General features: G+C 72.7%; 21 protein-coding genes. 4 read left to right on the top strand and 17 right to left on the bottom strand.

The window, feature by feature from the left end:
* Window positions 1-32: 32 nt before the first annotated feature.
* Entirely contained in the window at window positions 33-485 is a 453-nt protein-coding gene (locus ABT070_RS24650) for a pyridoxamine 5'-phosphate oxidase family protein (protein WP_351764008.1), read from the bottom strand.
* A 136-nt stretch (window positions 486-621) separates the two neighbouring features.
* Here ABT070_RS24650 and ABT070_RS24645 point away from each other — a divergent pair, with 136 nt between their 5' ends.
* Window positions 622-3,417, top strand: coding sequence for an ATP-binding protein (locus ABT070_RS24645; protein ID WP_351764007.1), 2,796 nt, complete (start codon window positions 622-624; stop codon window positions 3,415-3,417).
* A gap of 176 nt (window positions 3,418-3,593) precedes the next feature.
* Here the strand turns inward: ABT070_RS24645 and ABT070_RS24640 are convergent, their stop codons facing one another.
* From ABT070_RS24640 to ABT070_RS24580, 13 genes are all read right to left on the bottom strand, one after another.
* Window positions 3,594-4,046, bottom strand: a complete 453-nt coding sequence (locus ABT070_RS24640; RefSeq protein WP_351764006.1) for an iron chaperone — start codon at window positions 4,044-4,046, stop codon at window positions 3,594-3,596.
* A gap of 193 nt (window positions 4,047-4,239) precedes the next feature.
* On the bottom strand, window positions 4,240-4,803 hold the full coding sequence (ssuE, locus tag ABT070_RS24635) for an NADPH-dependent FMN reductase (protein ID WP_351764005.1): 564 nt from the start codon (window positions 4,801-4,803) through the stop codon (window positions 4,240-4,242).
* A 61-nt stretch (window positions 4,804-4,864) separates the two neighbouring features.
* Entirely contained in the window at window positions 4,865-5,632 is a 768-nt protein-coding gene (locus ABT070_RS24630; RefSeq protein ID WP_351764004.1) for an alpha/beta hydrolase, read from the bottom strand.
* 1 nt (window position 5,633) lies between these two features.
* Window positions 5,634-6,668, bottom strand: a complete 1,035-nt coding sequence (locus ABT070_RS24625) for an LLM class flavin-dependent oxidoreductase (protein ID WP_351764003.1) — start codon at window positions 6,666-6,668, stop codon at window positions 5,634-5,636.
* An 18-nt stretch (window positions 6,669-6,686) separates the two neighbouring features.
* A complete protein-coding gene (locus ABT070_RS24620; RefSeq protein WP_351764002.1) occupies window positions 6,687-8,438 on the bottom strand; it encodes an FAD-dependent monooxygenase in 1,752 nt (583 codons plus the stop codon).
* Window positions 8,439-8,448: 10 nt separating this feature from the next.
* Window positions 8,449-9,789 (bottom strand): LLM class flavin-dependent oxidoreductase, encoded by a 1,341-nt coding sequence (locus ABT070_RS24615; protein WP_351764001.1) that lies wholly within the window; start codon window positions 9,787-9,789, stop codon window positions 8,449-8,451.
* 25 nt (window positions 9,790-9,814) lie between these two features.
* The gene (locus ABT070_RS24610; protein WP_351764000.1) at window positions 9,815-10,663 is read right to left on the bottom strand and encodes an ABC transporter ATP-binding protein; all 849 of its coding nucleotides are present in this window, start codon (window positions 10,661-10,663) and stop codon (window positions 9,815-9,817) included.
* Window positions 10,660-11,538, bottom strand: a complete 879-nt coding sequence (locus ABT070_RS24605; protein ID WP_351763999.1) for an ABC transporter ATP-binding protein — start codon at window positions 11,536-11,538, stop codon at window positions 10,660-10,662. Before ABT070_RS24605 ends, ABT070_RS24610 begins: the two co-directional genes overlap by 4 nt.
* Window positions 11,538-12,425 carry an ABC transporter permease gene (locus ABT070_RS24600; RefSeq protein WP_351763998.1) on the bottom strand — a complete coding sequence of 296 codons (888 nt, stop codon included), beginning with the start codon at window positions 12,423-12,425 and terminating at the stop codon, window positions 11,538-11,540. The genes ABT070_RS24605 and ABT070_RS24600 overlap by 1 nt, the downstream gene beginning before the upstream one ends.
* 2 nt (window positions 12,426-12,427) lie before the next feature.
* Window positions 12,428-13,456 (bottom strand): ABC transporter permease, encoded by a 1,029-nt coding sequence (locus ABT070_RS24595; protein ID WP_351763997.1) that lies wholly within the window; start codon window positions 13,454-13,456, stop codon window positions 12,428-12,430.
* 31 nt (window positions 13,457-13,487) lie between these two features.
* The gene (locus ABT070_RS24590) at window positions 13,488-15,056 is read right to left on the bottom strand and encodes an ABC transporter substrate-binding protein (RefSeq protein WP_351763996.1); all 1,569 of its coding nucleotides are present in this window, start codon (window positions 15,054-15,056) and stop codon (window positions 13,488-13,490) included.
* Between the two features lie 486 nt (window positions 15,057-15,542).
* Window positions 15,543-16,463 (bottom strand): DsbA family oxidoreductase, encoded by a 921-nt coding sequence (locus ABT070_RS24585; RefSeq protein WP_351763995.1) that lies wholly within the window; start codon window positions 16,461-16,463, stop codon window positions 15,543-15,545.
* On the bottom strand, window positions 16,460-16,894 hold the full coding sequence (locus ABT070_RS24580) for an RrF2 family transcriptional regulator (protein ID WP_351763994.1): 435 nt from the start codon (window positions 16,892-16,894) through the stop codon (window positions 16,460-16,462). Before ABT070_RS24580 ends, ABT070_RS24585 begins: the two co-directional genes overlap by 4 nt.
* 138 nt (window positions 16,895-17,032) lie before the next feature.
* Between ABT070_RS24580 and ABT070_RS24575 the strand changes: the two genes are divergently transcribed.
* From ABT070_RS24575 to ABT070_RS24565, 3 genes are all read left to right on the top strand, one after another.
* Entirely contained in the window at window positions 17,033-17,539 is a 507-nt protein-coding gene (locus tag ABT070_RS24575; protein WP_351763993.1) for a cupin domain-containing protein, read from the top strand.
* Window positions 17,540-17,834: 295 nt separating this feature from the next.
* On the top strand, window positions 17,835-18,920 hold the full coding sequence (locus tag ABT070_RS24570; protein ID WP_351763992.1) for an LLM class flavin-dependent oxidoreductase: 1,086 nt from the start codon (window positions 17,835-17,837) through the stop codon (window positions 18,918-18,920).
* A 10-nt stretch (window positions 18,921-18,930) separates the two neighbouring features.
* Window positions 18,931-20,259: an NtaA/DmoA family FMN-dependent monooxygenase gene (locus ABT070_RS24565; RefSeq protein WP_351763991.1), complete on the top strand. Its 1,329-nt coding sequence runs from the start codon at window positions 18,931-18,933 to the stop codon at window positions 20,257-20,259.
* A 130-nt stretch (window positions 20,260-20,389) separates the two neighbouring features.
* On the opposite strand, the gene ABT070_RS24560 is transcribed toward ABT070_RS24565, so the two are convergent.
* From ABT070_RS24560 to ABT070_RS24550, 3 genes are all read right to left on the bottom strand, one after another.
* Window positions 20,390-20,824, bottom strand: a complete 435-nt coding sequence (locus ABT070_RS24560; protein ID WP_351763990.1) for a VOC family protein — start codon at window positions 20,822-20,824, stop codon at window positions 20,390-20,392.
* 98 nt (window positions 20,825-20,922) lie between these two features.
* On the bottom strand, window positions 20,923-22,719 hold the full coding sequence (locus tag ABT070_RS24555; RefSeq protein ID WP_351763989.1) for a thiamine pyrophosphate-dependent enzyme: 1,797 nt from the start codon (window positions 22,717-22,719) through the stop codon (window positions 20,923-20,925).
* A gap of 13 nt (window positions 22,720-22,732) precedes the next feature.
* The gene (locus ABT070_RS24550; RefSeq protein ID WP_351763988.1) at window positions 22,733-24,316 is read right to left on the bottom strand and encodes an FMN-binding glutamate synthase family protein; all 1,584 of its coding nucleotides are present in this window, start codon (window positions 24,314-24,316) and stop codon (window positions 22,733-22,735) included.
* Between the last annotated feature and the right edge of the window lie 189 nt (window positions 24,317-24,505).

The following is a 24,505-nucleotide window of genomic DNA, read 5'->3' as shown; positions in this document are numbered from 1 at the left end:
CTGCGGTCGACCCGGAGGGAGTCGGCCCTGCGTCAGATCAGCCACCGCCCGTCGCGCATCAGCTCGCGGTCGGACAGTTCGTTCTCCTCGCGCCAGGCCTGGACGCGGCGCGGGGTGATCCGGAACCAGCTGTACGACGCGGCCGTTTCACGGGGATCGAAACCGGTGCGTCGGGCGAACCGGTCGCCTCGCTCCCGCGGCAGCGCATCGAGGGCGAGGACGTCGACGGCGCCCTCGATCATGGTCACGTCGCGGGTGGAGCCGAGTGCCAGCCGGGCGACGCGGGTGGTGGCCAGGTTCCTGCCGGTGGGGCTGTTCGTCGGGGTGGCCGCCAACAGCGCCCGGCCGTCCCAGTCGAAGGACAGCGGCACCAGGTAGGGTGCGCCGTCCGCCGAGGACGTGGCCACCCAGACGTCGACATCGTGGGTGAGCCGGTGCTCGGTGTCGTGACGACGCTCGGCTCGGGAGCGGGGTTCGGTGTGCATCGGTCCTCCGGAAGTCCGTCGTGGGTCGCGATCGGCCGCCGTCCTGCCCGGCCGATCGCCGTGGACCCAGACTCTCCCGGCCCCGGCGTCGGCCGCCTCCGTGCCGACCACGGAGATCGCCACGGATAATGAGGCGGTGACCACCAGTTCAGAGATATCTGCCCGGGAAGCCCAGGTGCTCGCGCTGCTGGGGGAGCACCTCAGCAACGCGGAGATCGCCGCGCGGTTGGTCATCTCCGTACGTACCGTCGAGTCGCATGTCTCGTCGCTGCTGCGCAAGCTGCTGCTGCCGGATCGGCGGGCGCTCGCCCGGCACGCGGCGGAGTTCGCCCACGCCGAGCCGTCGCCCAAGGCCCCTGCCCTGCCTGCGCAGTTGACGGCGTTCATCGGCCGGGCCGGGGAGCGCGGGGAGCTGGCCGAGGCGGTGAAGGCGCACCAGTTGGTGACCGTGGTCGGCCCCGGTGGGGTGGGCAAGACGCGCCTCGCGCTGGCGGTGGCGGCGGACGTCGCCGACGACTTCGCCGACGGGGTGTGGTTCGTCGACCTGGTCCCGGTCACCGAACCGGGTCGGGTGGGCGCGGCGGTCGCGGCGGCCGTGGGGGTGGGCGAGCAACCCGGGCGAGGCATCGACGACGCGTTGTCGGCCGCGCTGGCGGATCGACGGACGCTGCTGGTGCTGGACAACTGCGAGCGGGTGAGCGTCGCGGTGGCGCCGTTCCTGGAGCGGCTGTTGGCGGCCTGTCCGCGGTTGCGGGTGCTGGTGACCAGCCGGGCCCGGCTGATGGTGCCGTTCGAGCGGGTCTTCCCGGTCCCGCCGCTGTCGCGGGCCGGCGGTGACGAGTCGGAGGCCGTGGCCCTGTTCATGGACCGGGCGTCGGTGGCCGGCCGGCCACCGCATCCGGCGGCGAACGAGGCGGTCGTGACCATCTGCGAGCGGCTCGGCGGCATGGCGTTGGCGATCGAGCTGGCGGCGGCGCGGTGGTCCACGCTCGGGCCGGACGGTCTCACGGCGGGCCTCTCCGATCAGCTGCGGATCCTCACCGGCGGACCACGCGCCGACGACCGACACCGGTCGGTGCGAGCGGTGTTGGACTGGAGCCACGACCTGCTGGACCCCCAGAGCCAGGCGCTGCTGCGCCGGGTTTCGGTGTTCGTCGCGCCGTTCACCGCCGAGGCGGCCGCCGAGGTCGCCGGATTCAACCCGCTGGATCCGGCCGCGGTGGTGGACGGGCTCGGCAGGCTGGCCGAGCAGAGCCTGCTCGCCGTGACATCGTCAGCCGCCGGTACCCGCTACCACGCGCTGGAGACCATCCGTCAGTACGGGACGGAGCGGCTCGCCGACGCCGACGAACTCACCCGTGTCCGGTCCCGTCACGTGGACTGGTGCCTGACCGGCGCCAGTGCCCTCGCGGGAGCGTCGGGCGCGGACTGGCGCGCCCGGTTCGAGGCCGTGGCGGACGACCTGCGGGCCGCCCTCACCTGGGCCGCCGACCGGCCGGAGCGGCGCGCGGACGCGCACCGGCTCGCCCTCTCCCTGGCCGAGCTGGCCTTCTTCCGCAACCTGCTCGGCGAGTCCCAGCAGCGGTACGAGCAGGCGGCCGGACTCTCCGACGACGCAGCCGGCGCGGCGGCGCTGCGACAGGCCGCCGCGGTGGCCGGGTGCCGCAGGCTCGGTGACGACATGTTCCGGCTGCACCGCGCCGCCGCGGACGCGGCGCACCGGGCCGGGAACGCCGCCGGTGCGGGCCGCGAACTGGCGGCGGCCGCCACCATCGCGTACCGCTTCTCCAGCACGTTCACGCGGATTCCCGCCAGGGGAGAGGTGACCGCCCTGCTCGCGGCGGCGCAGGAACTGGCCGGCGATGCCCCGGCTGCCGAGGCGGCCATCGCGCTGGCCGAGGCGGCGGTGGTCGCGGACGCGTTCGGCGCCGTCCAGGGCGATGTGGTCAACACGGTGGAGGAGACGGTCGTACGCGCCGAGCGTGCTGTCGGCCTCGCCCGGCGCGCGGGCGATCCGGTGGCGGAGTCGGCCGCCCTCGACGCGCTCTCCGGGGCCAGGAGCTGGACCGGTGAGGCCTTCGCCGCGGCAGCCGCCGCCCGGCGCCGGATCGACGTGCTGGATCCGGTACCGCGTACCCCGGCCGGTGCGCACGAACTCATGGACGCCCTCGCCATGGCCGCCGGAACCGCCGTCGGCGTGGGCCGGCTGCCCGAGGCCCGGCGGTGGGGCGGACAACTCGCCGACCACCCGCTGTTGGCCGAGGTGGGGCACCATGCCACGTCCTGGCTGCTGGTCGCGGACGCGTTCGCCGGCCATGTCGACGGGGTGCGCACCGGCAGTGTGCGGTTCCTCGACGCGTGGGAGCAGAGCGGCCGCCAGCGCTCGTTCTCGCTCGGCCCGGCCGCGGCCTCGGTCGCCATGGTGCACGGCCTGCGCGGTGACCACGACGGCCGGGACACCTGGCGCGCGATCGTCGACCAGGCGGGCAACGCACCGGAGCACCGCCACGGCTACGGTGCGGTGTTCGACGCGATGGTGCTCCTCCACGACGGCGACGCGGACGCCGCGTCGGAGCGGGTGGCGCCGGAGCCGGATCAGGTGTGGAAGTGGGTGTCCTGGGTCTGGCTCCACTGGTACGTGGCGCTCCGGGCGGAGAGCGCGGTGCTCGCCGGGCACCCGGGCGCCCGGTCCCGGATCGACGCGGCCCGGACCGTGGTCGCCGGCAATCCGGTCGCCACCGCCCAGGTGGACCGCGCCGAAGCCCTGCTCGACGGCGACCTGTCGCGGCAACTCGCCGCTGCCGCGGCTTTCGACGCGGCCGGCTGCCCCTACCAGTCAGCGCGCACGCTGCTGCTCGCCGGGGGCGAACATGCCGCCACCGGCGCGGCCGCGCTGGCCGAGCTGGGCTTCGCACCCATGGCCGTCCGGTAGCCGCTTCAGGTGGCGTCGGGTGGCCGCTTCGCGAGGCGTCCGGTGGCCGCTTCGCCTGGCGTCCGGTGGGCCGCCGGCCGCTTCACCTGCGCGTCCAGCCGTGCGAGCGGTGGGGCGGGGTGGGAGCGGAGCCGCTCCCACCCCCGCAGGCCCGCCCGTTCACCGGCCGGTGCGCGTCAGCTCACCGCGCGCTTCACCAGTGCCGCGATCCACGCCTCCACTTCGTCCGTCGCCTCGGTCAGGGCGAAAGCGGTCGCCCACATGTCGCCTTCGTCCAGCTTCGCCGGGTCGCTGAACCCGAGCGTCGCGTAGCGCGACGTGAACTTCGCCGCGCTCTGGAAGAAGCAGACGACCTTGCCGTCCAGTGCGTAGGCGGGCATCCCGTACCAGAGCTTCGGCGCGAGGGCCGGGGCGTTGGCCAGGACGAGGGCATGGACGCGCTCGGCCAGGATCCGGTCGGAGTCCTGCATCTCGGCGATCTTCGCGAGTACGTCCCGCTCGGCCTCCGCCGCCTTGTCCGCGCGCGAGCCGCGGCGCGCTGCCTTCTTCTGCCCCTCGGCGTGCTCCTTCATCGCGGCCCGCTCCTCGGCCGTGAATCCCTCGTACGTGCCGCTTTCGGTGCTGGTCATGGTCGCTCCCGTGGTCAAGGCGTGGGCCACGACCGGTCCGGTGCGTTCTGTCCGGCCCGGTCGCTGTGGTCACACCCTCTCCCGCCGGGGGTACGGACCGCCTCCGTGCTGACCACGGAAACCACCACGGAGTGGTCGCCGACGTGCACGGGAGCCCCTGAGCCGGGCCCGCCGCGCGGCGGGCCGGCGCGCCTCATCCCGTGGCGGCGAGGACGTCCGTGCGTCCGCCCAGCGCGGCGGAGAACTGGTCGGTGACCTGCTCCAGCGCCGCCGCGGCGGCGGGCGCGACGGGTGACACGCCGACCTCCGTGGCGATGTCGGCGATGTCCCGGTCGAGCGTGAACCAGCCGGGCACGATGTGTGCCGCGCCCATGGAGCTGAGGACCGGACGCAGGGCGTAGTCGATGGCCAGGACGTGGGCCGTGCTCCCGCCGGTGGCCAGCGGCAGCACGGTCTTGCCGGTCAGCGCGTACTGCGGGAGCAGGTCGAGCAGCGACTTCAACAGGCCCGAGTAGGCGGCCTTGTACACGGGCGTGCCGATCACCACCCCCTGCGCCCCCGCGAACAGCTCCGTGGCGGCGACGATCGCCGGATGGCCGAAGTCCGCGCCGAGCAGCGCCTCGGGGGGCAGGGTGCGTACGTCCAGCGGGATCACCTCGTGCCCCTGCCGCCGCAGTCGGTCGTCCAGGTGGCGCAGCAGCCGGGTGGTGCGGGAGGTGGGGGAGGGGCTTCCGGAGACGGACAGGATGGCAGCCATGCGGGACCTTCCGGGAATGAGGTTCAGACGTGCGAACTGGGCGGACTCGTCGGGCGGTCGCTCACCACGCGCTCGACCGCACCGTGATCAGCGGGCGCAGTTCGTTGCGGAGCGTTTCGAGGAACGAGACGACCTCGGCCGCCGCCGAACGGTGCTGGAGGTCGTTGAGGACGTCGTGATGGGCGCCGTGCACGACCGAAAGACGGGCGTGGGGCAGCGACTTCGCCGTGCGCGCCAGTGCCTCGTGGTCGGCGAGGGGGTCGGCGTCCCCGACGAGGAGCAGCACCGGGACGTCGACGGCGCCGTCGTCGAGGGAGGCGAGCAGGGCCTCCGGCACGGTGTCGTCGAGCGCGCCCCTCCGTACCTGCGGATCCTGCGTGAGCACACCCCGGTGGGCGGGGCAGGAGGTACGGATGGCGAGTTCGTCGTCCCAGCTCTCGACGGGGCCCGCGGTCCGCCCGGGCAGGCCGGCGAGCACGAGGGCGTCGGGTCGCCGGGCGGCCGGTTCCCCCGTGCGGCCGAGGAGCGCGGCGACCGCGGCGGCACCCGAGTCGGCCCCGACGAGCACGACGGGCCGGACCACGTCGCCCTCGGACACGGTGCCCTCGACGGCGTCGGCGACCTGGGCGGCGAAGCCGTCCGACGAGGCGTCCACGTCCTGGGCGGAGAGGTCCGGGGCGTCGATCACCCGCACGCGGTAGGCGTCCGCGGCGAGTCGCCTGCCGAGGCGGGCGTAGGTCGCGCGGGTCTCTCCCCGGCCGGGAACGACGACGACGGTGCCGCGGACGCGCAGGCCTTCGGGGCCGTGATAGTCGCTGTACTGGGTCATGTCACACTCCTGCGGATGCGGGTTCGGCCCGGCGCGCGGGCGTCCAGCCCAGCGCGGGGGCCACTTCGGTCGCGATGAGTTCGAGCGCGCGGACGGTCGCGTCGTGGTCGGGGACTGCGGGGTTGAACTGGGCGATCAGATCCGTCGCGACGGGCAGGACCCTCTCCTGCCGCAACGCCTCGACGATCTCGTCGGGGTGGCCGTAGAAGCAGTGGAAGCGACGCAGCGCCTCGTCCGCGTCCAGGCCCTCGGGGAACGCCCCGTGCTCCGCCATGCGCAGTGCCGCGCGGTGGACGTCGTCACCGATGTGGCGCAGCGCGGTGCGCCGGTCCTGGGCCGGGAACACGAAACGGGAGAGGCCGACGCGCGGGCGGCGCGGTCCGTCCCAGGCGGCGAGGAAGGCATCGGCCCAGGGGCGCTGCACCTCGTCGGTGGGAGCGTCGAAGCCGTACGCCGCCCGGTTGAGCAGCAGGTTCGAACCATGCTCCGCTGCGTACACGGCGCCCGGCGCGCTGAACACGCCCTGCCACACCCGGTCGGTGAAGTCGCCCGGCTCGGGCTGGATCCGGAATCCGGGCGCACCCACCTCCCGGCCCGCCAGGGCCTCGCGCAGGACGTCCAGGTTCCGGCTGGTCAGTTCGCGCTTGAGGGCGACGTCCTGCCCGAAGGCGGCGTACTCCAGATCGCTCGACCCGCTGCCCACACCGATCTCGACCCGCCCGCCGCTGAGGGTGTCGACGGTGGCGATGTCCTCGGCCAGTCGGACGGGGTTCTCCAGCGGGAGGACGGTGACCGCGGTGCCGAGCCGGATGCGGGTGGTGCGAGCCGCCGCGTGGGCGAGGAAGGTCCACGGGGAGGACAGTCCACCGCCGCCGAGCGGGACGTGGTGCTGGGCGACCCAGCCGATGTCGAAGCCGAGTTCGTCGGCGACGGTGAACAGTTCCTGGGCGTTGCGGTAGGTGCGGGCGAAGTCGCCGTCGCGGCCCTGGACATGGGTGAGGAAGCCCAGCCGGAGGCGAGGTCTCTCGCTCGTCATGGGGATGGCCTTTCGTTGTCAGGCCGTGGTGCCCACGGCGTCCGGGACGAACGCGTCGGTGCTGCCGGGCGTCGCGGCGGCGGCCACGCCCAGCACCCGGTCGAGGACCGCGCCGGCACCGCCCCCGGGCAGCCGCTCACCGCGCCACACGACGTGCTGGTCGGGGCGGATCAGGACGTTGTCGGTGCCGTAGACGGCGCGTGCCGAGCGGTCGGAGAGGTGGACGACGGTGAAGGGCAGCGAACGGGCGGCCGCCTCCGCGGCGAAGGCCCGCTCGACCGTCCGGTCCTCGGTGAGGACGAGCAGGCCGAAGGAGGTGCCGAGCCGGTCGTGGAGCGTCCCGCCGTTCGGGTCGACGGGGCCGTCCGGCGCGCGGTGGCCCGGGCGCGGGTCGTCCTCGTAGACGTCGGCACGCCACGGCGGTTCGGCGGCGGGCCGGCCGGGTTCGTACCAGACGACGGTGGAGGCGTCGTACCGCTCGTCGAAGGCGACACCGTCGGAGCCGAAGCGGTCCTGGCGCAGGCGTTCTCCGATCTCGGCCCGGCGTCGCACGGCCTCGGCGCCGAGATCGGCGTCGTCGGGAATGCCGCCGCGGCGGATCTCCGCCAGGGTGGCCCGGGTACGGCGCGACCGGGCCAGCGAGTGGTCGGCGACGCGCCAGTTGTGCGGGCGCCGCTCCTGGTCGTAGGAGTCCAGCAGGGACTGCGGGGCGTGACCGGCGAGGACAGCGGCCAGCTTCCAGCCGAGGTTGACGACATCGCCGATGCCCTCGCCCAGATTGCCGCCGGGGGTACGCACATGGGCGGCGTCACCGGCGAGCAGGACCCGGCCGCGGCGGAACGTCTCGGCGATCCGGGTGGCGTGGTAGAAGGTCGTCGCCGACACCAGTTCCAGGTCGACGTCGAATCCGAACGCGGCCCGGGCCACCGCCAGCAGTTCGTCCTCACAGGGCTCGTGGTCCAGGGGATACGGGCCGGCGTACACCCGCCACTCGCGGGTGCTGACGGCGGCGAGGAAGCCCGAAGCCCCGGCGTTGACGACGATGTTGGTCGCGCTCGGGGCCGGCCCGAGCCGGTCGGAGAGGTCACCGGTGCGCACGACGAGCCGCAGCTGTTTGTCGGTGGCGTGCTCGCCTTCGCGGCCGACACCGGCCAGCCTGCGGGTGGTGCTTTTACCGCCGTCGGTGCCCAGGACGTAGGCGGCCCGGATGACACGTCGCTCGCCCGAGGCGGTGTCCACGACCTCGGTGCGGACCCCGTCGGCGTCCTGGCGCAGGTCCGTCAGTTCCCAGCCGCCGGCGACGGTGACGCCCTGCTCCGCCAGGTGGTCCAGGAACACCTGCTGGAACACGGTCTGCGGACGGCGCAGTGCCTCGTCCGAAGAGTGGCCGGGCCGGCCGCCCCGGTCGCCGAAGGACGGACGGGGAGCGGCCACGAGTTCATGACCGGCCAGGGAAGTGACCAGTCGGGTGCCCTGGTTCCACTCGGGCGGGTAGGTCCAGGCGTCGCGGACGCGCTGGAGCAGTCGCCAGCGGCGCAGATGCTCCACCACCCGTGGGGTGTGGCCCATCGCGCCCGCTCGCACCAGGGTGGCGGTACGGGCCCGTTCGACCACGGCGGCCCGCACCCCGCGCGAGGTCAGCTCGACGGCCGCCGCCAGGCCCACCGGGCCGGCGCCGACGATCAGGACGTCGACCGTCGACGGGGGAGTGGCGTCGGGGAAGTGGACGGTGTGCACGTCACGGCCTCCCGTGACCGACAGTTCGCTCATGGCGGCGCCCTCAGTCCTGCACGAGCTGCGGCTCGCGGGCGTGCCGGTTGGCCGGGACGGGCAGTCCGAGGTTGCCGCGCAGGGTGTCGGCCGCGTACTCGGTGCGGAACAGGCCGCGCTTCTGAAGGATCGGCACCACCCCGTCGACGAAGAGGTGCAGCTCCTCCTCGGTGCGGAAGGCGAGGTTGATGCCGTCGAAGGTTCCGGCGTCGAACCAGCGCTCGATGGTGTCGGCGACGGTGCGCGGATCGCCGACGAACGGCGACTGACGGAACTGGTTGACAGACTCCGCCACTTGACGCAACGTCAGACCCTCCGTGCGGGCCCGCTCGATGAGCTTGGCCGCGCCGGTGCGGCCGCCCTTCTCGGCGAGGTGCGCGACATCAGGGAAGGGCGCGTCCAGGTCGTGCACGCTGAAGTCGTACGCCCCGAAGGCGCGGCCCAGCAGAGCGAGGTTCCGGTCGAAGTCGTTGTCCTCCTCGAAGATCTCCCGCTCACGGCGGCGGGCCGCCTCGTCGGTGGCGGCGACGACCGGGCCGCCGTGGATGAAGATCTTGATGTGGTCGGGGTCGCGGCCGTAGGAGGCGGTGCGCTTCTTGATGTCGGCGTAGTACTCCCGCGCCTGCTCCAGGGTGCCGCCGGGCGCGTAGATGCCCTCGGCGACCCGGGCGGCGAGATCACGGCCCTCCTCGGACACCCCGGCCTGGAAGATCACCGGCTGGCCCTGCGGGGAGCGGGAGAGGTTGAGCGGTCCGGCCACCTTGAAGTGCTCGCCCGCGTGGTCGAGTTCGTGCAGCTTGGCCGGGTCCAGGAAGACGCCCCGCTCGACGTCGGCGGGGAAGGCGTCGTCCTCGTAGGAGTCCCACAGCCCGCGGGCGACCTGGACGAACTCCAGGGCGCGGCCGTAGCGGGTGGTGTAGTCGAGGTGTTCGTCGAGGCCGTAGTTGCGGGAGGTGCCGGTGTCGAAACTGGTGACGACGTTCCAGCCGGCGCGGCCGCCGCTGATGTGGTCGAGCGAGGAGAACCGGCGGGCGAGGTTGAAGGGCGAGTTGTACGTCGAGCTCGCGGTGCCCACCAGGCCGATGTGCCGGGTGTGGGTGGCGACCGCGGACAGCAGGGTCAGCGGCTCCAGGCGGTTGAGGTAGTGCGCCGGGTAGGTCGCGTTGATGAACTGGCTGTCCACGATGAACAGGGCGTCGAACAGGGCGTGTTCGGCCGCCTGCGCCAACCGGATGTAGTAGTCGATGTCGATGCTGGCGTTCTTCGCGACGCGCGGGTCCTTCCACAGGCCGTGCTGGCCCGGGCCGCCGACGCCGTAGGGATGGAGGGCGAGGTGGATCGTGCGGGACATGACTTCGTTCCTGTCTGTCGTGGGCTCAGGCGTGCAACAGGGCGCGCAGCGCTTCGCGTTCGGCCCGGTCGGCCGACGCGCTGTGCAGGGTGGGCGCGGACCTGACGAGCAGGCGTGTGTAGGGATGCCGCGGCGTGTTGATGACGTCCCCGGCGGCGCCGACCTCGACCAGCTCGCCCTGGTACAGCACCGCGATGCGGTCGGCGACCCCGGCCACGGAGCCGAGGTCGTGGGAGATGAAGACGAGGGCCACCCCGTCCGCGCGGAGTTCCTTGAGGATCTCCAGGACCTGGACCCGGTTGGCGGAGTCCAGGGCGCTGACCGGCTCGTCCAGGATCAGCAGCCGCGGTTCGGTGACCAGGGCCCGCGCCACCGCGACGCGCTGGCGCTGCCCGCCGGACAGCTCGCCGGGCAGCCGGTCGAGCAGGTCCTCGGTCAGGTGGACCCGGGAGAGGAAGGCCCGCACCCGGCCGGCCGCCTCGGCGCGGGAGACGCCCTGCACGAGGAGCGGCTCGGCGAGCGAGTCCTCGACGGTGAGATCCGGGTCGAGACTGCGCAGGGGGTCCTGGAAGACGTACTGGACCACGCCCCGGCGGCGCAGCGCGCGCCACTGGCGGGGACCGTACGCGCTGACCTCCTCACCGCCGACGACGATCGAACCGGCCGAGGCGCGTACCAGGCCGAGCACGGTCCGGGCGAGCGTGGACTTGCCCGAGCCGGTCTCGCCGATGACGCCGACCGTCTCGCCCGGAGCGATGCTCAGCGAGACGTCGTGCAGGACGCGGCGACGTCGGCGGCGCGGTCCGTAGTGGACTTCCAGGCCCTCGACCGTCAGGACCGGGGCGGCGGACTCCCGGTTCGGATCGGTGCTCACGCGTCCTCCTCGGGGGTCAGGAACTTGTCCAGTCCGTACTGCTCGTGCTCGGCGATCAGGAGCCGGGTGTACTCGTGGCGGGGGTGGTGCAGGACCTCGTGGGTCGGGCCCTGCTCGACCACCTCGCCCTGCCGCAGGACGAGGACCTCGTCGCACAGCTGGGCGACGACGGCCAGGTCGTGGGAGACCACCACGAGGGCCAGACCGGTGCGTTCGCGCAGGTCGGCCAGCAGATCGAGGATCTCCGCCTGGACGGTGACGTCGAGCGCGGTGGTGGCCTCGTCGGCGATCAGGACGCGCGGGCCGGCGGCGATCGCCGCGGCGATGAGCACCCGCTGGAGCATGCCGCCGGACAGCTCGTAGGTGTACTGGCCGTACACCAGCTCCGGCTCCCGCAGGTGCACCGCGCGCAGCAGCTCGATGGTCTGCCGGCGGGCCTCGCGCCGCTTGACCTTCTTCTTGACCCGGATCACCTCGGCCACCTGCGCGCCCACGCGGATCGAGGGGTTGAGGTAGGAGGCCGGGTCCTGGAAGACCGCGCTGATCGTCGAGCCGCGCAGGGAGGTCCACTCGGCGGGGGAGAAGCCGGTGATGTCGTGGCCGTCGAGTTCGATCGAACCGCCGGTCACCTCGAAGTGGGCGGGCAGGATGCCCAGGGCGGCCCGGCAGGTGAGCGTCTTTCCGCTGCCGGACTCGCCGACGATGCCCACCGTCCTGCCGGGGGTGAGGTCGAAGCTCACCCCGTGGACGATCTCCCGTCCGGCGGCCCGGTCGCTGATGCGCACGTCGCGCACCGACAGCACGGACGCGGTCGGCCGGGCCCGCTTCGCGGTGTGTTCGGCGGGAGCCTGGAGCTTCTCGGACAGCGTGTTCATCACGCACCTCCGGCGGGAGCGGGGTCGGTCTTGTCGAGCCGGTTGGCGCGGGCCCTGCGGTTGTTGAGCAGCGCGCGGCCCGCTTCGCCGGAGACGTCGCGGATGGCGTCGGCGAGCAGGTTGCAGGCCCAGACCGTGACCACGATCAGCAGGGCCGGTGTGAGCGGCGCCCACGGGCGGTGGCTGAGGTAGCCGAGGTCCGAGGCGAGCAGGCCGCCCCAGGTGGGAGCGGGTGGCTGTACGCCGATGCCGAGGAACGTCAGGCTCGACACGATCACGAAGCCGACGCCGACGGTCTGGGCGAGGGCGACCGCGATGGGCGGCAGCACCTTGACCCAGACGTGGCGGCGCACGACCCGGCCGAGGGAGGCCCCGGAGATGATCGCGGCCTCCACGTACTGCGAGCGGGCCACGGCCAGCGTCGCGGCGCGGGAGACCCGGTAGAACAGCGGGGAGACCAGCACCCCGGTGACGAGCATCGCCTGGGTGATGCCGTTGCCCAGCAGGGCGACGACGGCGACGGCGAACAGCAGGAAGGGCAGGGCGACCAGGGTGTCGGCGAGCCTGAGGGTGATCCATTCGAAGGCCCGGCCCAGGTAGACCGACAGGATGCCGGGGACCACCCCGACCACCAGGGCCGTGAGCGCGACCTCCAGCGAGCCGAGCACGCTGACACGGGAACCGTCGAGGAGTCGGCTCAGCACGTCCCGGCCCAGGTAGTCGGTCCCCAGCCAGTGCGCGCCGGAAGCGGCGGCGAGGGTGTTGTCGCTGGTCGCCAGCGGATCCTGGGGAGCCAGCAGCGGGCCGAGCGCGGCGAGGACGGCGATCACGGCCAGAACGGCCACGGCGATCCGCCCGGACGGCAGGGCCAGTACACGGCGTACCACGGTCACACCCCCCGTTGCGATGCGGGCGTCACTCGCGCCAGCACCAGGTTGACGAACAGGTTGAACACCACGACCAGGACGATCGAGACGACGAGGACCCCTTGCACGGCCGGTACGTCGCCCGCCTGCGCGGCGTCGTTGGCGAACCGGCCGAACCCCTGGAGGCCGAAGATCCACTCCGTGACGACGGAGGCTCCGACGAGGGAGGGGAACTTCAGGCCCAGGGTTGCGAGGGCCGGCCCGAGACCGTTGCGCAGCACGTGGCCGAAGAAGACCCGGCGTGGGCCGAGACCCCTGACGACGGCGCCCGTCACGTAGTTCTCGCGGTAGGCCGCGACGAGACTGGAGCGCAGTTGGCGGGCGACGTCGGCGACGACGTCGAAGCTCAACGCGACGGCGGGCAGGGTGATGTGGGCGAGCCACGGCCCCAGCCCCTGCTCCGCCGGGACGTACCCGGCGGAGGGGAACAGCTTCAGTCCGACCGCGAAGACAGCGACCAGCACGATCCCGACGACGAAGGCCGGCATCACCGAGATCGCCGTGACGAAGCCGGTGATGGCGCGGTCGATCCAGGTCGTGCGGCGCAGGGCCGCGACCGTGCCGAGGGCGAAACCCACGACCACGCCGATCAGCAGCGCGAAGGTCGCCACCGACAGGCTCACGCCGAGCCCGAGGCCGATCAGGGTGGAGATGTCGGCGCCGTTGGTCCAGCTCGTCCCGAGCTGTCCGTGCAGGACGCCGTTGAACCAGTCGCCGTACTGCACCAGGAAGGGCCGGTCCAGGCCCCACTGTGCCTCGACCCTGGCGATCGCCTCGGGTGTCGCGTCCTCGCCCAGCTGGATCCGCGCCGGGCTGAGCCCGCTGAGCGAGCGCAGCGCGAACGTCACGAACGTCGCGACCAGGAAGACCGGCACGAAGATCGCGACCGACCGGGCGAGGGTGGCCAGGACGCGGCCGAGTGTGTGCCGCGTTCCGGCCGCGGCGACCGTGCGACGGACGTCGGGTGTGGCCTGAGCCTCCGTCGTCGTCATGGGGTGCCCCCTCTCAGTGGTGGACGGAGTGTCAGCTGCCGCCGATGGTCACGCCGGTCCAGTCGATGTGGGCCGGGTTCTTCGGCAGATCGGAGATGGACTTGCTCTTGGCGATCAGGTTGGGCTGGGCGTACGTGAAGACCAGCGCCTTGCTCTGGAGACCGGCCCGGGTCGCGGCCTGGAGGACCTTGGTGTAGTCGGGCGAGTCCAGCGGGGTCTGGCGGACCTTGGCGACGGCCGCCTCGAAGCCGGCCGGCTCGTAGGGCGAGCTGAGGTTGAGCGGGCCGTTGGGGCCGAAGTGCGCGGTCAGGGTCTGCACCGCCGAGTCCCGCCCGGTGGTGCCGTACAGCGAGAACGTCAGGTCCTTGGCGAAGAAGGGCGTCGACCAGTTCTTGTCGATCTTGATGGTGACGGTGATGCCGACCTTCGCCAGCTGCGACTGGACGATCTCCGCCTGGGGGTCGTCCGCCGGGATGACCAGGTTCAGCTTGATCTCACCGGACTTGTATCCCGCCTCGGTGAGCAGCTTCTTCGACTTCGCGGGGTCGTAGGCGTAGGTGTCCGTCGATTCGGGGTCGTAGGCCACGTATCCCTTGGGGAAGGGCTGGTCGGTCACCTCGCCGTAGCCGAACGTCAGCTTGTCGACGAACTCCTGACGGTTGATCGCGTGGCGGACCGCGTCGACGACCTTGTCGTTGTCGAACGGTGCCTTGTTGATGTTGAGGCTGATGTTGGAGGCGTTGAACCCGGGCTGGACGAAGACGTCCAGGCCGGCCTTCTTGGCGGCGTCCGCCTGACTGGGGCGGATGTCGGCGAAGTTGTAGACGCCGGTCTGGAGACCGGAGACCACCGTGGACGCGTCGGGGGCCGAGGTCAGTTCGACGTTGTCGATGTGGATGTTCTCGGCGTCCCAGTAGTCGGGGTTCTTCTTCAGGACCGCCTTGGTGCCCGGCACGATCTGGGTGACGACGAACGGGCCCGCGCCGACCGGGTTCTGGTCCAGCTTCTCCGGGGACTTCGCCGCCTTGGGGCTGGTGATCTGGAGGACGCGCTCCCCGAGCAACTGGGGGATCTGGTAGTCGACCTGACTGAGCTGGACGACCGCGTCGAGCCCCTTGGCGGTCACCGACTCGATGGAGGTCAGGTCGCCGAAGAGCGCCGAGTTCTTCTGGGTCTTGGCGCGTTCGATGGCGGCCTTCACGGCGGCGGCGTCGACCGGCTCCCCGTCGCTGAACTTGAGTCCCGGGCGCAGATGGAAGGTGATCCGGTCGCCCTTCGCGTTGTACTCCCAGCTCTTGGCCAGGTCGGGCACGGCCTTGCCGCTCTCGTCGGTGCGGGTCAAGGAGGCGTACACCAGGGCGAGTTCGCGGAACTGGGCACCGCTGCCGCCGACCACCGGGTCCCAGTGGGTGGGGAAGTAGGAGGAGGTCCACTTCAGAGTGGCGTTGCCGCTCGCCGACGCGGAGTCGCCGCCGCAGGCGCTGAGTGCCGGGACGAGCACGGTGGTGAGTGCGGTCCCCAGGGCGGCGGCGCGGAGCCGGCCTCGGCGTGAGGAGGGGAGGTTCAGTCTGGGGCGGCGCGGCGTGATTCGTCCGAACATCTCAATTCTTTCTTCGATGGCTCCGGCCGTGTCGGGGCTGGGGGCTCGGGAACCAGGGCGGGGTGCCGCGGCTTCGGACGTCGCTGGGCGCCGGAGCGGGCAGGCCGGTGCGCCGCGGTGCGCGCAGGGGCATGCCGAACTCGGGCCGCGAGGCGTCGGCGCAGTCGCGGGGGAGAGCCGGGATGGGTGAGGAAGGCGGGCGAGGAGGCCCGGAGGAGACGGCGCGAGATGACGGGCCCTGCGCGGACGAACGGCGGGGGGCCGGTGCCGGCTCGAGCGGTCAGGCGCCTGTGGATCGTGGGCGGCGGGGTGCGGTCAGCGACAGAGAGCGCTACAGGTGCGCCGCAGGTCCACGTAGCGGCACACCACACCGGGGTGCGTCGTAAGCATGCTGCACATCCTGGGGTCAGCCGTCAGGGCCTGTCAATGGACACCAAAAGGTGTCTCATTCGGCGGGACGACCTCTGAGTGCTGATCAGAGCCCTGTCAGGGGGCGGCGGGAGCGCCGCGCCCGGTGGCCGGGTGCGTGCGGGCCTCGTCGGGGTGCAGCCACAGGGGACCGCCCGCCGTCTCCACCCGGACGGCGTCCGCGGGGGGCCACGCACCCCGCGTGAGCAGCCCGCGCTCCGGCTCGGTGAGGCTGCGGTAGCGCGCGAGCGCCACCGCCGGCTCCAGTGGCACGGGGGCCGCCGACAGCCCCGGCTCCAAGGCGTCGACCGCCGCCGTGTACTCCGCGTAGGCCCGCCAGCCGGGCACCGCACGGGTACCGGCGGGCGAGCGGAAGAGCAGCGTCGGCAGCGCGTACCGGTGCCCGCCGTCGGGCGTCTCCTTCGCGGCGCCGGGATGCGGGGAGGACCCGCCCGGCACGGACAGCACCTCGCGGACCGGCCGACGTGCCTCGGCGTGGTCGGCGCGCACCCGGTGGAGTACGGCTGCCGAGGCCGCGTCGGCCACCAGCCGCTCGTGGTCCAGTCCCGGCACGCCCCGCGCCGCCGCCGACGCGAGCGCGGGCGTGTCCGCGGGCTCGCCCAGGACGAAGACGCTCTCGCGCAGCCGGCGCAGCACCCGGTCGGCCACCTCGGGGCCCTGTGCCTCGGCGGCCTTGGCGACCAGGGAGACGGGCCACGAACTCGCCGCCACCCGGCTGAGCCTGAACGCCCTCGGCGCCCGGGTGTGCCCGCCGATGTCCTCGACGTAGCGGGAGTACCAGGCGGTCTCGGCCGCCGGGTCGGGTGCCGGATCGTCGTCGTGGTCGAAGAGGATGCAGTACACGCGACGCCAGCGGACCCGGCCGGCCAGTGCGGCACGCAGCCCGCGGAAGACGGGCTCCGACCCCCAGGCCCAGGGGCACAGCGGGTCGGTGTACTCCACCACCTCGACCGGCGCACGACCTGCCTCGCCCGTCACGCGGCTCCCTTCCGGTCCAGCTGCCCGCCCACCTTCTCGGGCAGCAGCGTGGTCAGCGTGGTCCCACCCAGGACGGCGGCGGCATCCGCCTCGATACGGCGCCACAGTCCGGGCAGGCCGGAGGCGGGACCGGGATAGTCGAGCCCGTCGAGCGGCTCGCCCCGCAGGGTGATCAACTCGCCGTCCACGGCGTGCGCGACATCGAGCAGGGTGATCTGGTCGGCGGGCCGGCCGAGCCAGTACCCGCCCTCGCAGCCGCGCTGGCTGCGCACCAGACCGGCCTTGCGCAGCTCGCCCACCACGGACTTGAGGAAGCGGAACGGGATCTGCTGCGAGGAGGCGATGGCCTCGCATGTCAGGGGGCGGTCGGGTTCGCGGGCGAGCTCCAACAGGGCCCGCGTGGCGTAGTCCGCCTTCGCGGAGATATGCATGCGCACATGATGCCTGAAGAGCGGGCCGCAGCCAGGGCTTCCTTCCCCTCTCCTCCTACATTGCGGGAACATTGCCGCAGGTGAAGCGCAATGGACACCTCTTGACATCCTTTTCGGGACGGCTCTAGCGTCCGACTCATGAGCGAGCCGCTGACCACCCCCGGCCAAGGATTCCACCCTCATCTCGGTGACAGTGCCGGCCATTCGGCAACGCCCCTCCGCGCCCGGCTGCACCACATCCGCGCCGACGAACTCGACGGTGACACCGCCCAGAGCGGAGGCATGCGCAGGTTCGCCGCCGTCAGCGGCACGACGGTGGGCTCCGAGAAGCTGTGGATGGGGCAGACGCACGTCGCCCCTTCGACCGCGTCCTCGGACCATCACCACGGCGAGTCCGAGACCGCCATCCATGTGGTGAGCGGACACCCCGAGTTCGTCTTCCTCGACGAATCCGGCGGCACCCCGGAAGAGGTACGACTGCGCACCTCACCCGGCGACTACATCTTCGTCCCCCCGTTCGTGCCCCACCGCGAGGAGAACCCGGACCCCGCCGAGGAGGCCGTGGTGGTCATCGCCCGCAGCACCCAGGAGGCGATCGTCGTCAACCTTCCGCACCTGTACGTACTGGGACGCGAGCAGGACTGACCGGCCGCGATCCGGTTCGTCGCCCGGGTCCTTCGACGTCCGTCCCCGAACCTCGGCGACCGGCACACGGGGCCCGGCCCCTCGCCGGGAGGTTCCCGGTCACGCGTGGTGTCCCGCCCGGGATGAGGACCGCCGTGGGCGCGCCGCTGTCCGGCGGTTCCGAGGCGCCGTTGCTGCCCGCGCGACCCGCACCCGTCGCCCCGGTACGGCCCGCCGGTGTCGCCTCGACGACGCCGAAACGGTGGTGAGCGCCTTCGTCCCGTCGCATCCGAACCGTCCACCGGAGGAACTCCCCATGACCGACCGCCCCACCCGGCAGCCCGCTCTGCACCTCGTCCTCGAGGCCGACGGAGGCGGCGCCCACCCCGCCGCCCCCGCGGCCCCGACCCCGCGGGCGGTGCGCGAGTCGGCCGTCGCCGCCGAGCACGCCGGGTTCGCCCTCGTCACCTTCGCCGACGCGCCGCTGCCACCCGGCACGGGCTCGGACCCCGTCGCCCGTATCGAGGCCGGAACCCGCGCGGCGTACGTCTCGGGCCTCACCGACCGCATCGGGCTCGCGCCCACGCTGCACGTCACGACCACCGAGCCGTTCCACCTCGCCACCCAGCTGGCCGCCCTGGACCACGCCTCGCACGGCCGGGCCGCCTGGCTGGTGGGAGCGGCCGCCGACGCGGCCGAACTCGCCACCGTCGGACGCGCCCCGCTTTCCGCCGACGCGCTGCACCGGGAGCTCACGGACGTCGTCGACACCGCCCGCGCCCTGTGGGACTCCTGGGAGGACGACGCGGTCATCAAGGACGTCGCCACCGGCCGCTTCCTGGACCCCGACCGTGTCCACCACATCGACTTCGAGGGCGCCACCTTCACCGTCAAGGGCCCCCTGATCACGCCCCGCCCGCCGCAGGGGCAGATCGTCGTCCTCGCCCCGGACGCGCTGGAGATCGACGAGCGCGCCGACGTGGTCCTGGTGGCCCGCCCCACACCCGCCGGGATCGCCTCCCGCTCGGCCACCGCCCGGGGCAGCGGCGCCCCCCTGGTCTTCGCCGAGGTGGAGGTGGCGCTCGACACAGCCGTCCCGGCCGCCGACCGGCTGGCCGAGCTGAACGGCACCGCCGGGTGGCCGCAGACCGGACGGCTGCGCCACGTCGGCTCCCCGGAAGCGCTGACCGAACTCCTCACCGAACTCGCCCGGTCCGTCGACGGCGTGCGGCTGCACCCCGCCGTCCTCGCCGACGACCTGCCCGTCCTGGCCGACCGGGTACTGCCCGCCCTGGCCGCCGCCGGACTCCACCGCCCGCCCCGTCCCGGCGACACGCTGCGCACCACGCTCGGCCTGCCCCGCCCCGTCGGCCGATTCGCCGCCGCGACCACGAACGCCTGAGGTGACCGCCATGACCGAACAGCCCTCCCGACCCCAACTCCACCTCGGTCTCTTCTTCACGGGCGTGGGGCCCCAGTTGATCTGGAGCGACCCGGACGCCCCCTCGCACACGGCGATCGAGACCTTCGTCGACGTGGTGCGGACACTGGAGCGGGGCCTCTTCGACGCCTTCTTCCTCGGCGAGGGGCTGCGGGTGCGGGAGAACCGGGGGAGGATCTTCGACCTCGACGCGGCCGGCCGCCCCGACGCCATCACCCAACTGTCCGCGCTGGCAGCCGTCACCGACCGGATCGGCCTGGTGGCCACCCAGAACACCACCTACAACTACCCGGCCGATCTCGCGCGCCGCCTGGCGAGCCTCGACCTGCTGTCCGCGGGCCGCGCCGGATGGAACATCGTCACCACCGACAACGCCTGGACCGGCGCCAACTTCCGGCAGGGCGGCTGGCTGGAGCACGAACGCCGCTACGACCGCGCGGGCCAGTTCGTCGACGCGGCGAAGGAACTGTGGTCCTCCTGGGACGGCCGGGGCCCTGCCCGTCCGGTCGAGCGGGACACCGACCTGGTCCGGCTGCGGGCCACCGCCACGGTACCGGCCGGCCCGCAGGGCAGGCCGGTGCTCTTCCAGGCGGGAGACTCCGACGGCGGCCGCGAACTCGCCGCCCGCCACGCCGACGTCGTCTTCTCCGCCAACACCGAGTACGGCAAGGCCGTCGCCTACGCGGCCGACCTGCGTGAGCGGTTGGCCCGGCACGGCCGGTCGCCGGACTCGCTGCGCATCCTGCCGGGCGCGAGCGTCGTCCTCGGCGACACCCCGGCCGAGGCGGAGGAGAAGGCCCGCTGGGTGCGCGGCGAGCAGATCAACGGGCCCCGGGCGATCGCCTTCCTGGAGCAGTACTGGGGCACCGACCTGTCCGCCTACGACCCGGACGGCCCGCTGCCCGACATCGAGCCCGGCGAGGACGAACTCGACCCCTCACGCGGCACGATCGCGATCGCCCACCGCACCGGCAAAGCGGCCCTGATCCGCAAATGGCGTGAGCTTTCGGCCGAACGGGGCCTGACGATAAGGCAGTTGGTGCTGGAGGTGGCACCGGGCCACCCGGCGTTCGTCGGCACGCCGTCGGCCGTCGCCGACGAGTGGACCCGCTACGTCACCACCCGCGCCGTCGACGGATTCAACCTCGTGCCCCACCTGCTCCCGTCGTCGGTCACCGACATCGTCGACAAGCTGGTCCCGGAGCTCCAGAGCCGGGGCGTCTACCGCACCGAGTACCGGGGCACCACCCTGCGCGAGCATCTGGAACTGCCGTCGCTCCCCGCCCCGCAGGGCGGGTGAGCGCACGGCGGACCGCCGACCGCCGACCGCCGGCCGTCACCCGGGTCCCGTGAATCCCTCCCGGACCAGCTGCGCGAACCCGCCGTCGTGCGGGTGGGACACGTCGACAAGGTGCCCCGTCCGCCGTCCCTCAGTCGAGACAGAACTCGTTGCCCTCGACGTCCTGCATCAGGAGGCACGACTCGTTGTAGCCGTCGGCGGTCAGAAGCCGCACGCGCACCGCGCCGAGCGCGACCAGCCGGGCGCATTCCGCCTCGAGTGCGGCCACTCGCTCCGCACCCACGAGCCCGGTGCCGACCCGCACGTCGAGATGCACCCGGTTCTTGACGACCTTGCCCTCGGGAACGCGCTGGAAGAACAGCCGCGGGCCCACACCCGAGGGATCACCGCAGGCGAACGCCGCACCCTGGCGCTCGGGCGGCAACGAGCGATCGAAGTCGTCCCAGGCGGCGAACCCCTCCGGCGGCGGCGGTACGACATACCCCAACACCTCGCACCAGAAGCGGGCGACGCGCTCGGGTTCCGCGCAGTCGAAGGTGATCTGGACCTGCTTGATCGACGCCATGGGCCCATCGTAGAGGCGGGATCTTTCATCGCCCCCACGGCCCCGCCCTGGCCGGGGCGGGCATACGCGGCCAACTCGCCGCGCAGCGTGGGACCTTGTCAGTCCTCCGTGTCCCCCTTGCTGCGCACGACCTCCTTGATCTTGGCCACCGCGAAGCCCCACCCCTGCGCGACGGTCGGCTTGGCCGGGACGGCGATCTCGTCCGGGTTGGTGAGCACGTCGAGCAGGACCGGTCCGGGGGTGCCGAAGGCCCGGCGTACGGACTCCTCCAGTTCGGCCGGGTCGGTCACGCGGATGCCGGTGATGCCCATGGCCGTGGCGACGGCCGCGAAGTCGGGGTTGTCCAGCACGGTGCCGAACTCCGGCAGCCCGGCCTGTTCCTGTTCGAGTTTGACCATGCCCAGCCGGCGGTTGTCGAAGACGACGAGTTTGACGGGGAGCCGGTTCGTCTTGAGTGTCATGAGGTCGCCGAGGAGCATGCTCAGCCCGCCGTCGCCGCAGAAGGCCACCACCTGGCGGTCCCGGTCCAGGCACTGGGCGCCGAGGGCCTGTGGCATGGCGTTGGCCATGGAACCCAGGTTGTAGGAGCCGATCAGCTGCCGCCGGCCGCGCATCTCGACGAAACGCGAGAGCCACACGGTGGCCATGCCCGTGTCGGACGTGAAGACGGTGTCGTCGTCGGCGAGGCGGTCCACCACGGCGGCCAGCGCCTCGGGGCGGATGTCGCCGGCGCGGTTGTCCAGCGCGGAGCGGACCCGGCCCACCAGACCCTTGTCGTGCGCCGGGTCGGCGAGCCGCGCCTGACCCTCGCGCCACCGCTCGAAGCGTTCGCGGGCGTCCTCCAGGTGCGAGCGGTCGCGCGCGCCGCCGCTCCCGGCGGCCGGCTCGGCCAGCTCGGCCAGTTCGGCCAGTTCGGCCAGTTCGGCCAGTTCGGCCAGGAGGTCCCGGACGGTCGCGCCCGTGTCACCGACCAGCCCCACCTCCACGGGTACCCGTCGCCCGATGTGAGCGGCCTCGGTGTCCACCTGGATGACGGTCCTGCCGTCCGGGTACCACTCCCGGTAGGGGAAGTCGGTGCCCAGCAGCAACAGCGTGTCGGCATCCTGCAGGGCCGACGCGGCCGCGGGGTTGCCGATCAGCCCGGTCTGGCCGACCTGGAAGGGATTGGCGTCGCCCTCGAAGCCCTCCTTCGCCTTCAGCGTGAGCACCATCGGCGCGGCCAGCCGGTCGGCGAGGGCCAGTACGTCCTCCCGCGCGGCGCGGGCGCCTCGTCCGACGAGCAGCGTGACCCGCCGCGCCCGGTCGAGCAGCTCGGCGGCTTGCCGGACGGCGGACCCGTCCGGCCGGCTCACCGGGGCGTTCAGTGAGAACCGGGCCGGCCGGTCCGCGCTCAGCTCCCGTTCCCCCAGGTCACCGGGGACGGTCAGCACGGCGACGCCCTTGCGGCCCAGCGCGGTGCGCACCGCCGTCTCCAGCATCTGAGGCAGCTGGTCACCCGAGGTGATAGTGGCCCGGAAGACGGCCACGTCGCTGAAGAGCGCGTCGTTGTCGACCTCCTGGAAGGAGTCGCTGCCGAGTTCGGCGAGCGGCACCTGGCCGGCGATCGCCAGCACCGGGGTACGGCTCTTGGCCGCGTCGTAGAGTCCGTTGAGCAGGTGCACCGAGCCGGGTCCCACGGTGCCCATGCACACGCCCAGAGTGCCGCTGAGCTGCGACTGGGCGCTCGCGGCGAAGGCCGCGGCCTCCTCGTGCCGGCAGCCCACCCACTCCAGGCCCTCGGTGGTGCGGATGGCGTCGGTCAGCGGATTGAGCGCGTCGCCTACGACGCCGAAGACCTGGCGCACGCCAAGTTCGCTCAGCGCGTCCACGATGACGCGCGCGACGGTTCGGGCCACGGGATCCTCCAGATCACACGGTGAAGCGGTCGGGGTCGGCGGCGGCCCAGTCGGCCGCCCAGGAAGCGGGCGGCTCGGCGAGCAACTGCCCCGGCTCCAGCCACTCGTAGAGTTCCTCGAAGGAGCATTCGGTGCGGGGGTCGATGCGGCGGCGCAGCATGTGCGGACGCAGCTGCGCGGGATCGGTGACCCCCATCGACGCCATGATCTGCAGCGCGCTGGCCACCGTCGCCTCCTGCAGGCGCCGGACCCGGAGTGTCTTGTCGCCGACGTGGAGCGCGCGGGCCCGCCGGGGGTCCTGCGTGGTGACACCGGTGGGGCAGGTGTTCGTATGGCACCGCTGCGCCTGGATGCAGCCGACGGCGAACATCATCGCCCGTGCGGCGTTGCCGTAGTCGGCGCCCTGCACCATGCGCTTGACCAGGTCGGTACCGGTGGCGATCTTGCCGCTCGCCCCGATCCTGACACGATCGCGCAGACCCGCGCCGACGAGGGCGTTGTGCACGGTCAGGAGTCCCTCGGTGAGCGGGGTGCCGACATGGTCGGCGAACTCCAGGGGTGCCGCCCCGGTCCCGCCCTCCGCGCCGTCCACCACGATGAAGTCCGGGGCGGTGCCCTCCGCCAGCATCGCCTTGCACACGGCGAGGAACTGCCGGCGCGACCCCACGCAGAGTTTGAAACCGGTCGGTTTCCCACCGGAGAGTTCCCGCATCCTGGCGACGAAGCGGACGAGTTCGCGCGGCGTGGAGAACACCCGGTGGTAGGGCGGTGAGATCACCGTCCGGCCCGGGGGCACGTCCCGCACCCGCGCGATCTCGGCGTTGACCTTCGCTCCGGGCAGGACCCCGCCGATGCCGGGCTTCGCGCCCTGCGAGAGCTTGAGCGACACGCACTTCACGTGCTCGTGCGCGGCCTTGTCGGCGAACTCCTCCGGGTCGAAGTCGCCGTCGTCGGTCCGGCAGCCGAAGTAGCCGGTGCCGATCTCCCAGACGAGGTCACCGCCCGGCCGCAGGTGGTACTCCGACAGACCGCCCTCGCCGGTGTCATGGGCGAAACCCCCGGCCGCGGCGCCCCCGTTGAGCGCGAGGATCGCGTTCGCGGAGAGCGAGCCGAAGCTCATCGCCGACACGTTGAGCAGCGCCATGTCGTACGGACGGCCGCAGTCGGGTCCGCCGATCCGGACCCGCGGTGCGGCCTTCGGCACCGGACAGGGCGCCATCGACGGCACCAGGAACTCGTGGCCGGGGCCGTAGACGTCCCGCTCGGTGCCGTACGGCTGCTCGGCGTCGGTTCCCTTCGCCCGCTCGTAGACGATGGTGCGGGTGTCCCGGTCGAAGGGGCGGCCGTCGAAGTTCCGCTCGATGAAGTACTGCTGCAGTTCCGGGCGGATCTTCTCCAGGAGGAAGCGGGCGTGCCCGAGGACGGGATAGTTGCGCAGCACGGAGTGCCGGCGCTGGATCAGGTCCCCTGCGCCCAGCAGCCCCAGTACGAGCATCGGCGCGGCGGCGCACCACCACCACGGTGAATCTCCCACCGCGGCCGCGCCCGCCGCGAGCGCGACAGCCAGAGCCAGGACCACCAGTCCGATACGTGTCACCTCCCCCTCGTTGCCCGACAGCCGACGATCATGTCCCTCCGCTCTCTCCAGAGATCGTCAAGAAATGGCCGCACGCCCGCCCGGCAACCGCACCGCCCGCCGAAGACCGAGCACGCGATCGGGGAGCGAGGGATCGAGGGAGGGAGGAGAGGAAGAGGAGACGAGAGGAGAGGGATCGAGGACGCGTGG

Source organism: Streptomyces sp. NPDC002884 (assembly GCF_040295245.1).
Taxonomy (GTDB): Bacteria; Actinomycetota; Actinomycetes; order Streptomycetales; family Streptomycetaceae; genus Streptomyces.
Note: the sequence above shows the minus strand (reverse complement) of the source record. Positions and strands in the feature narration are given on the sequence as shown.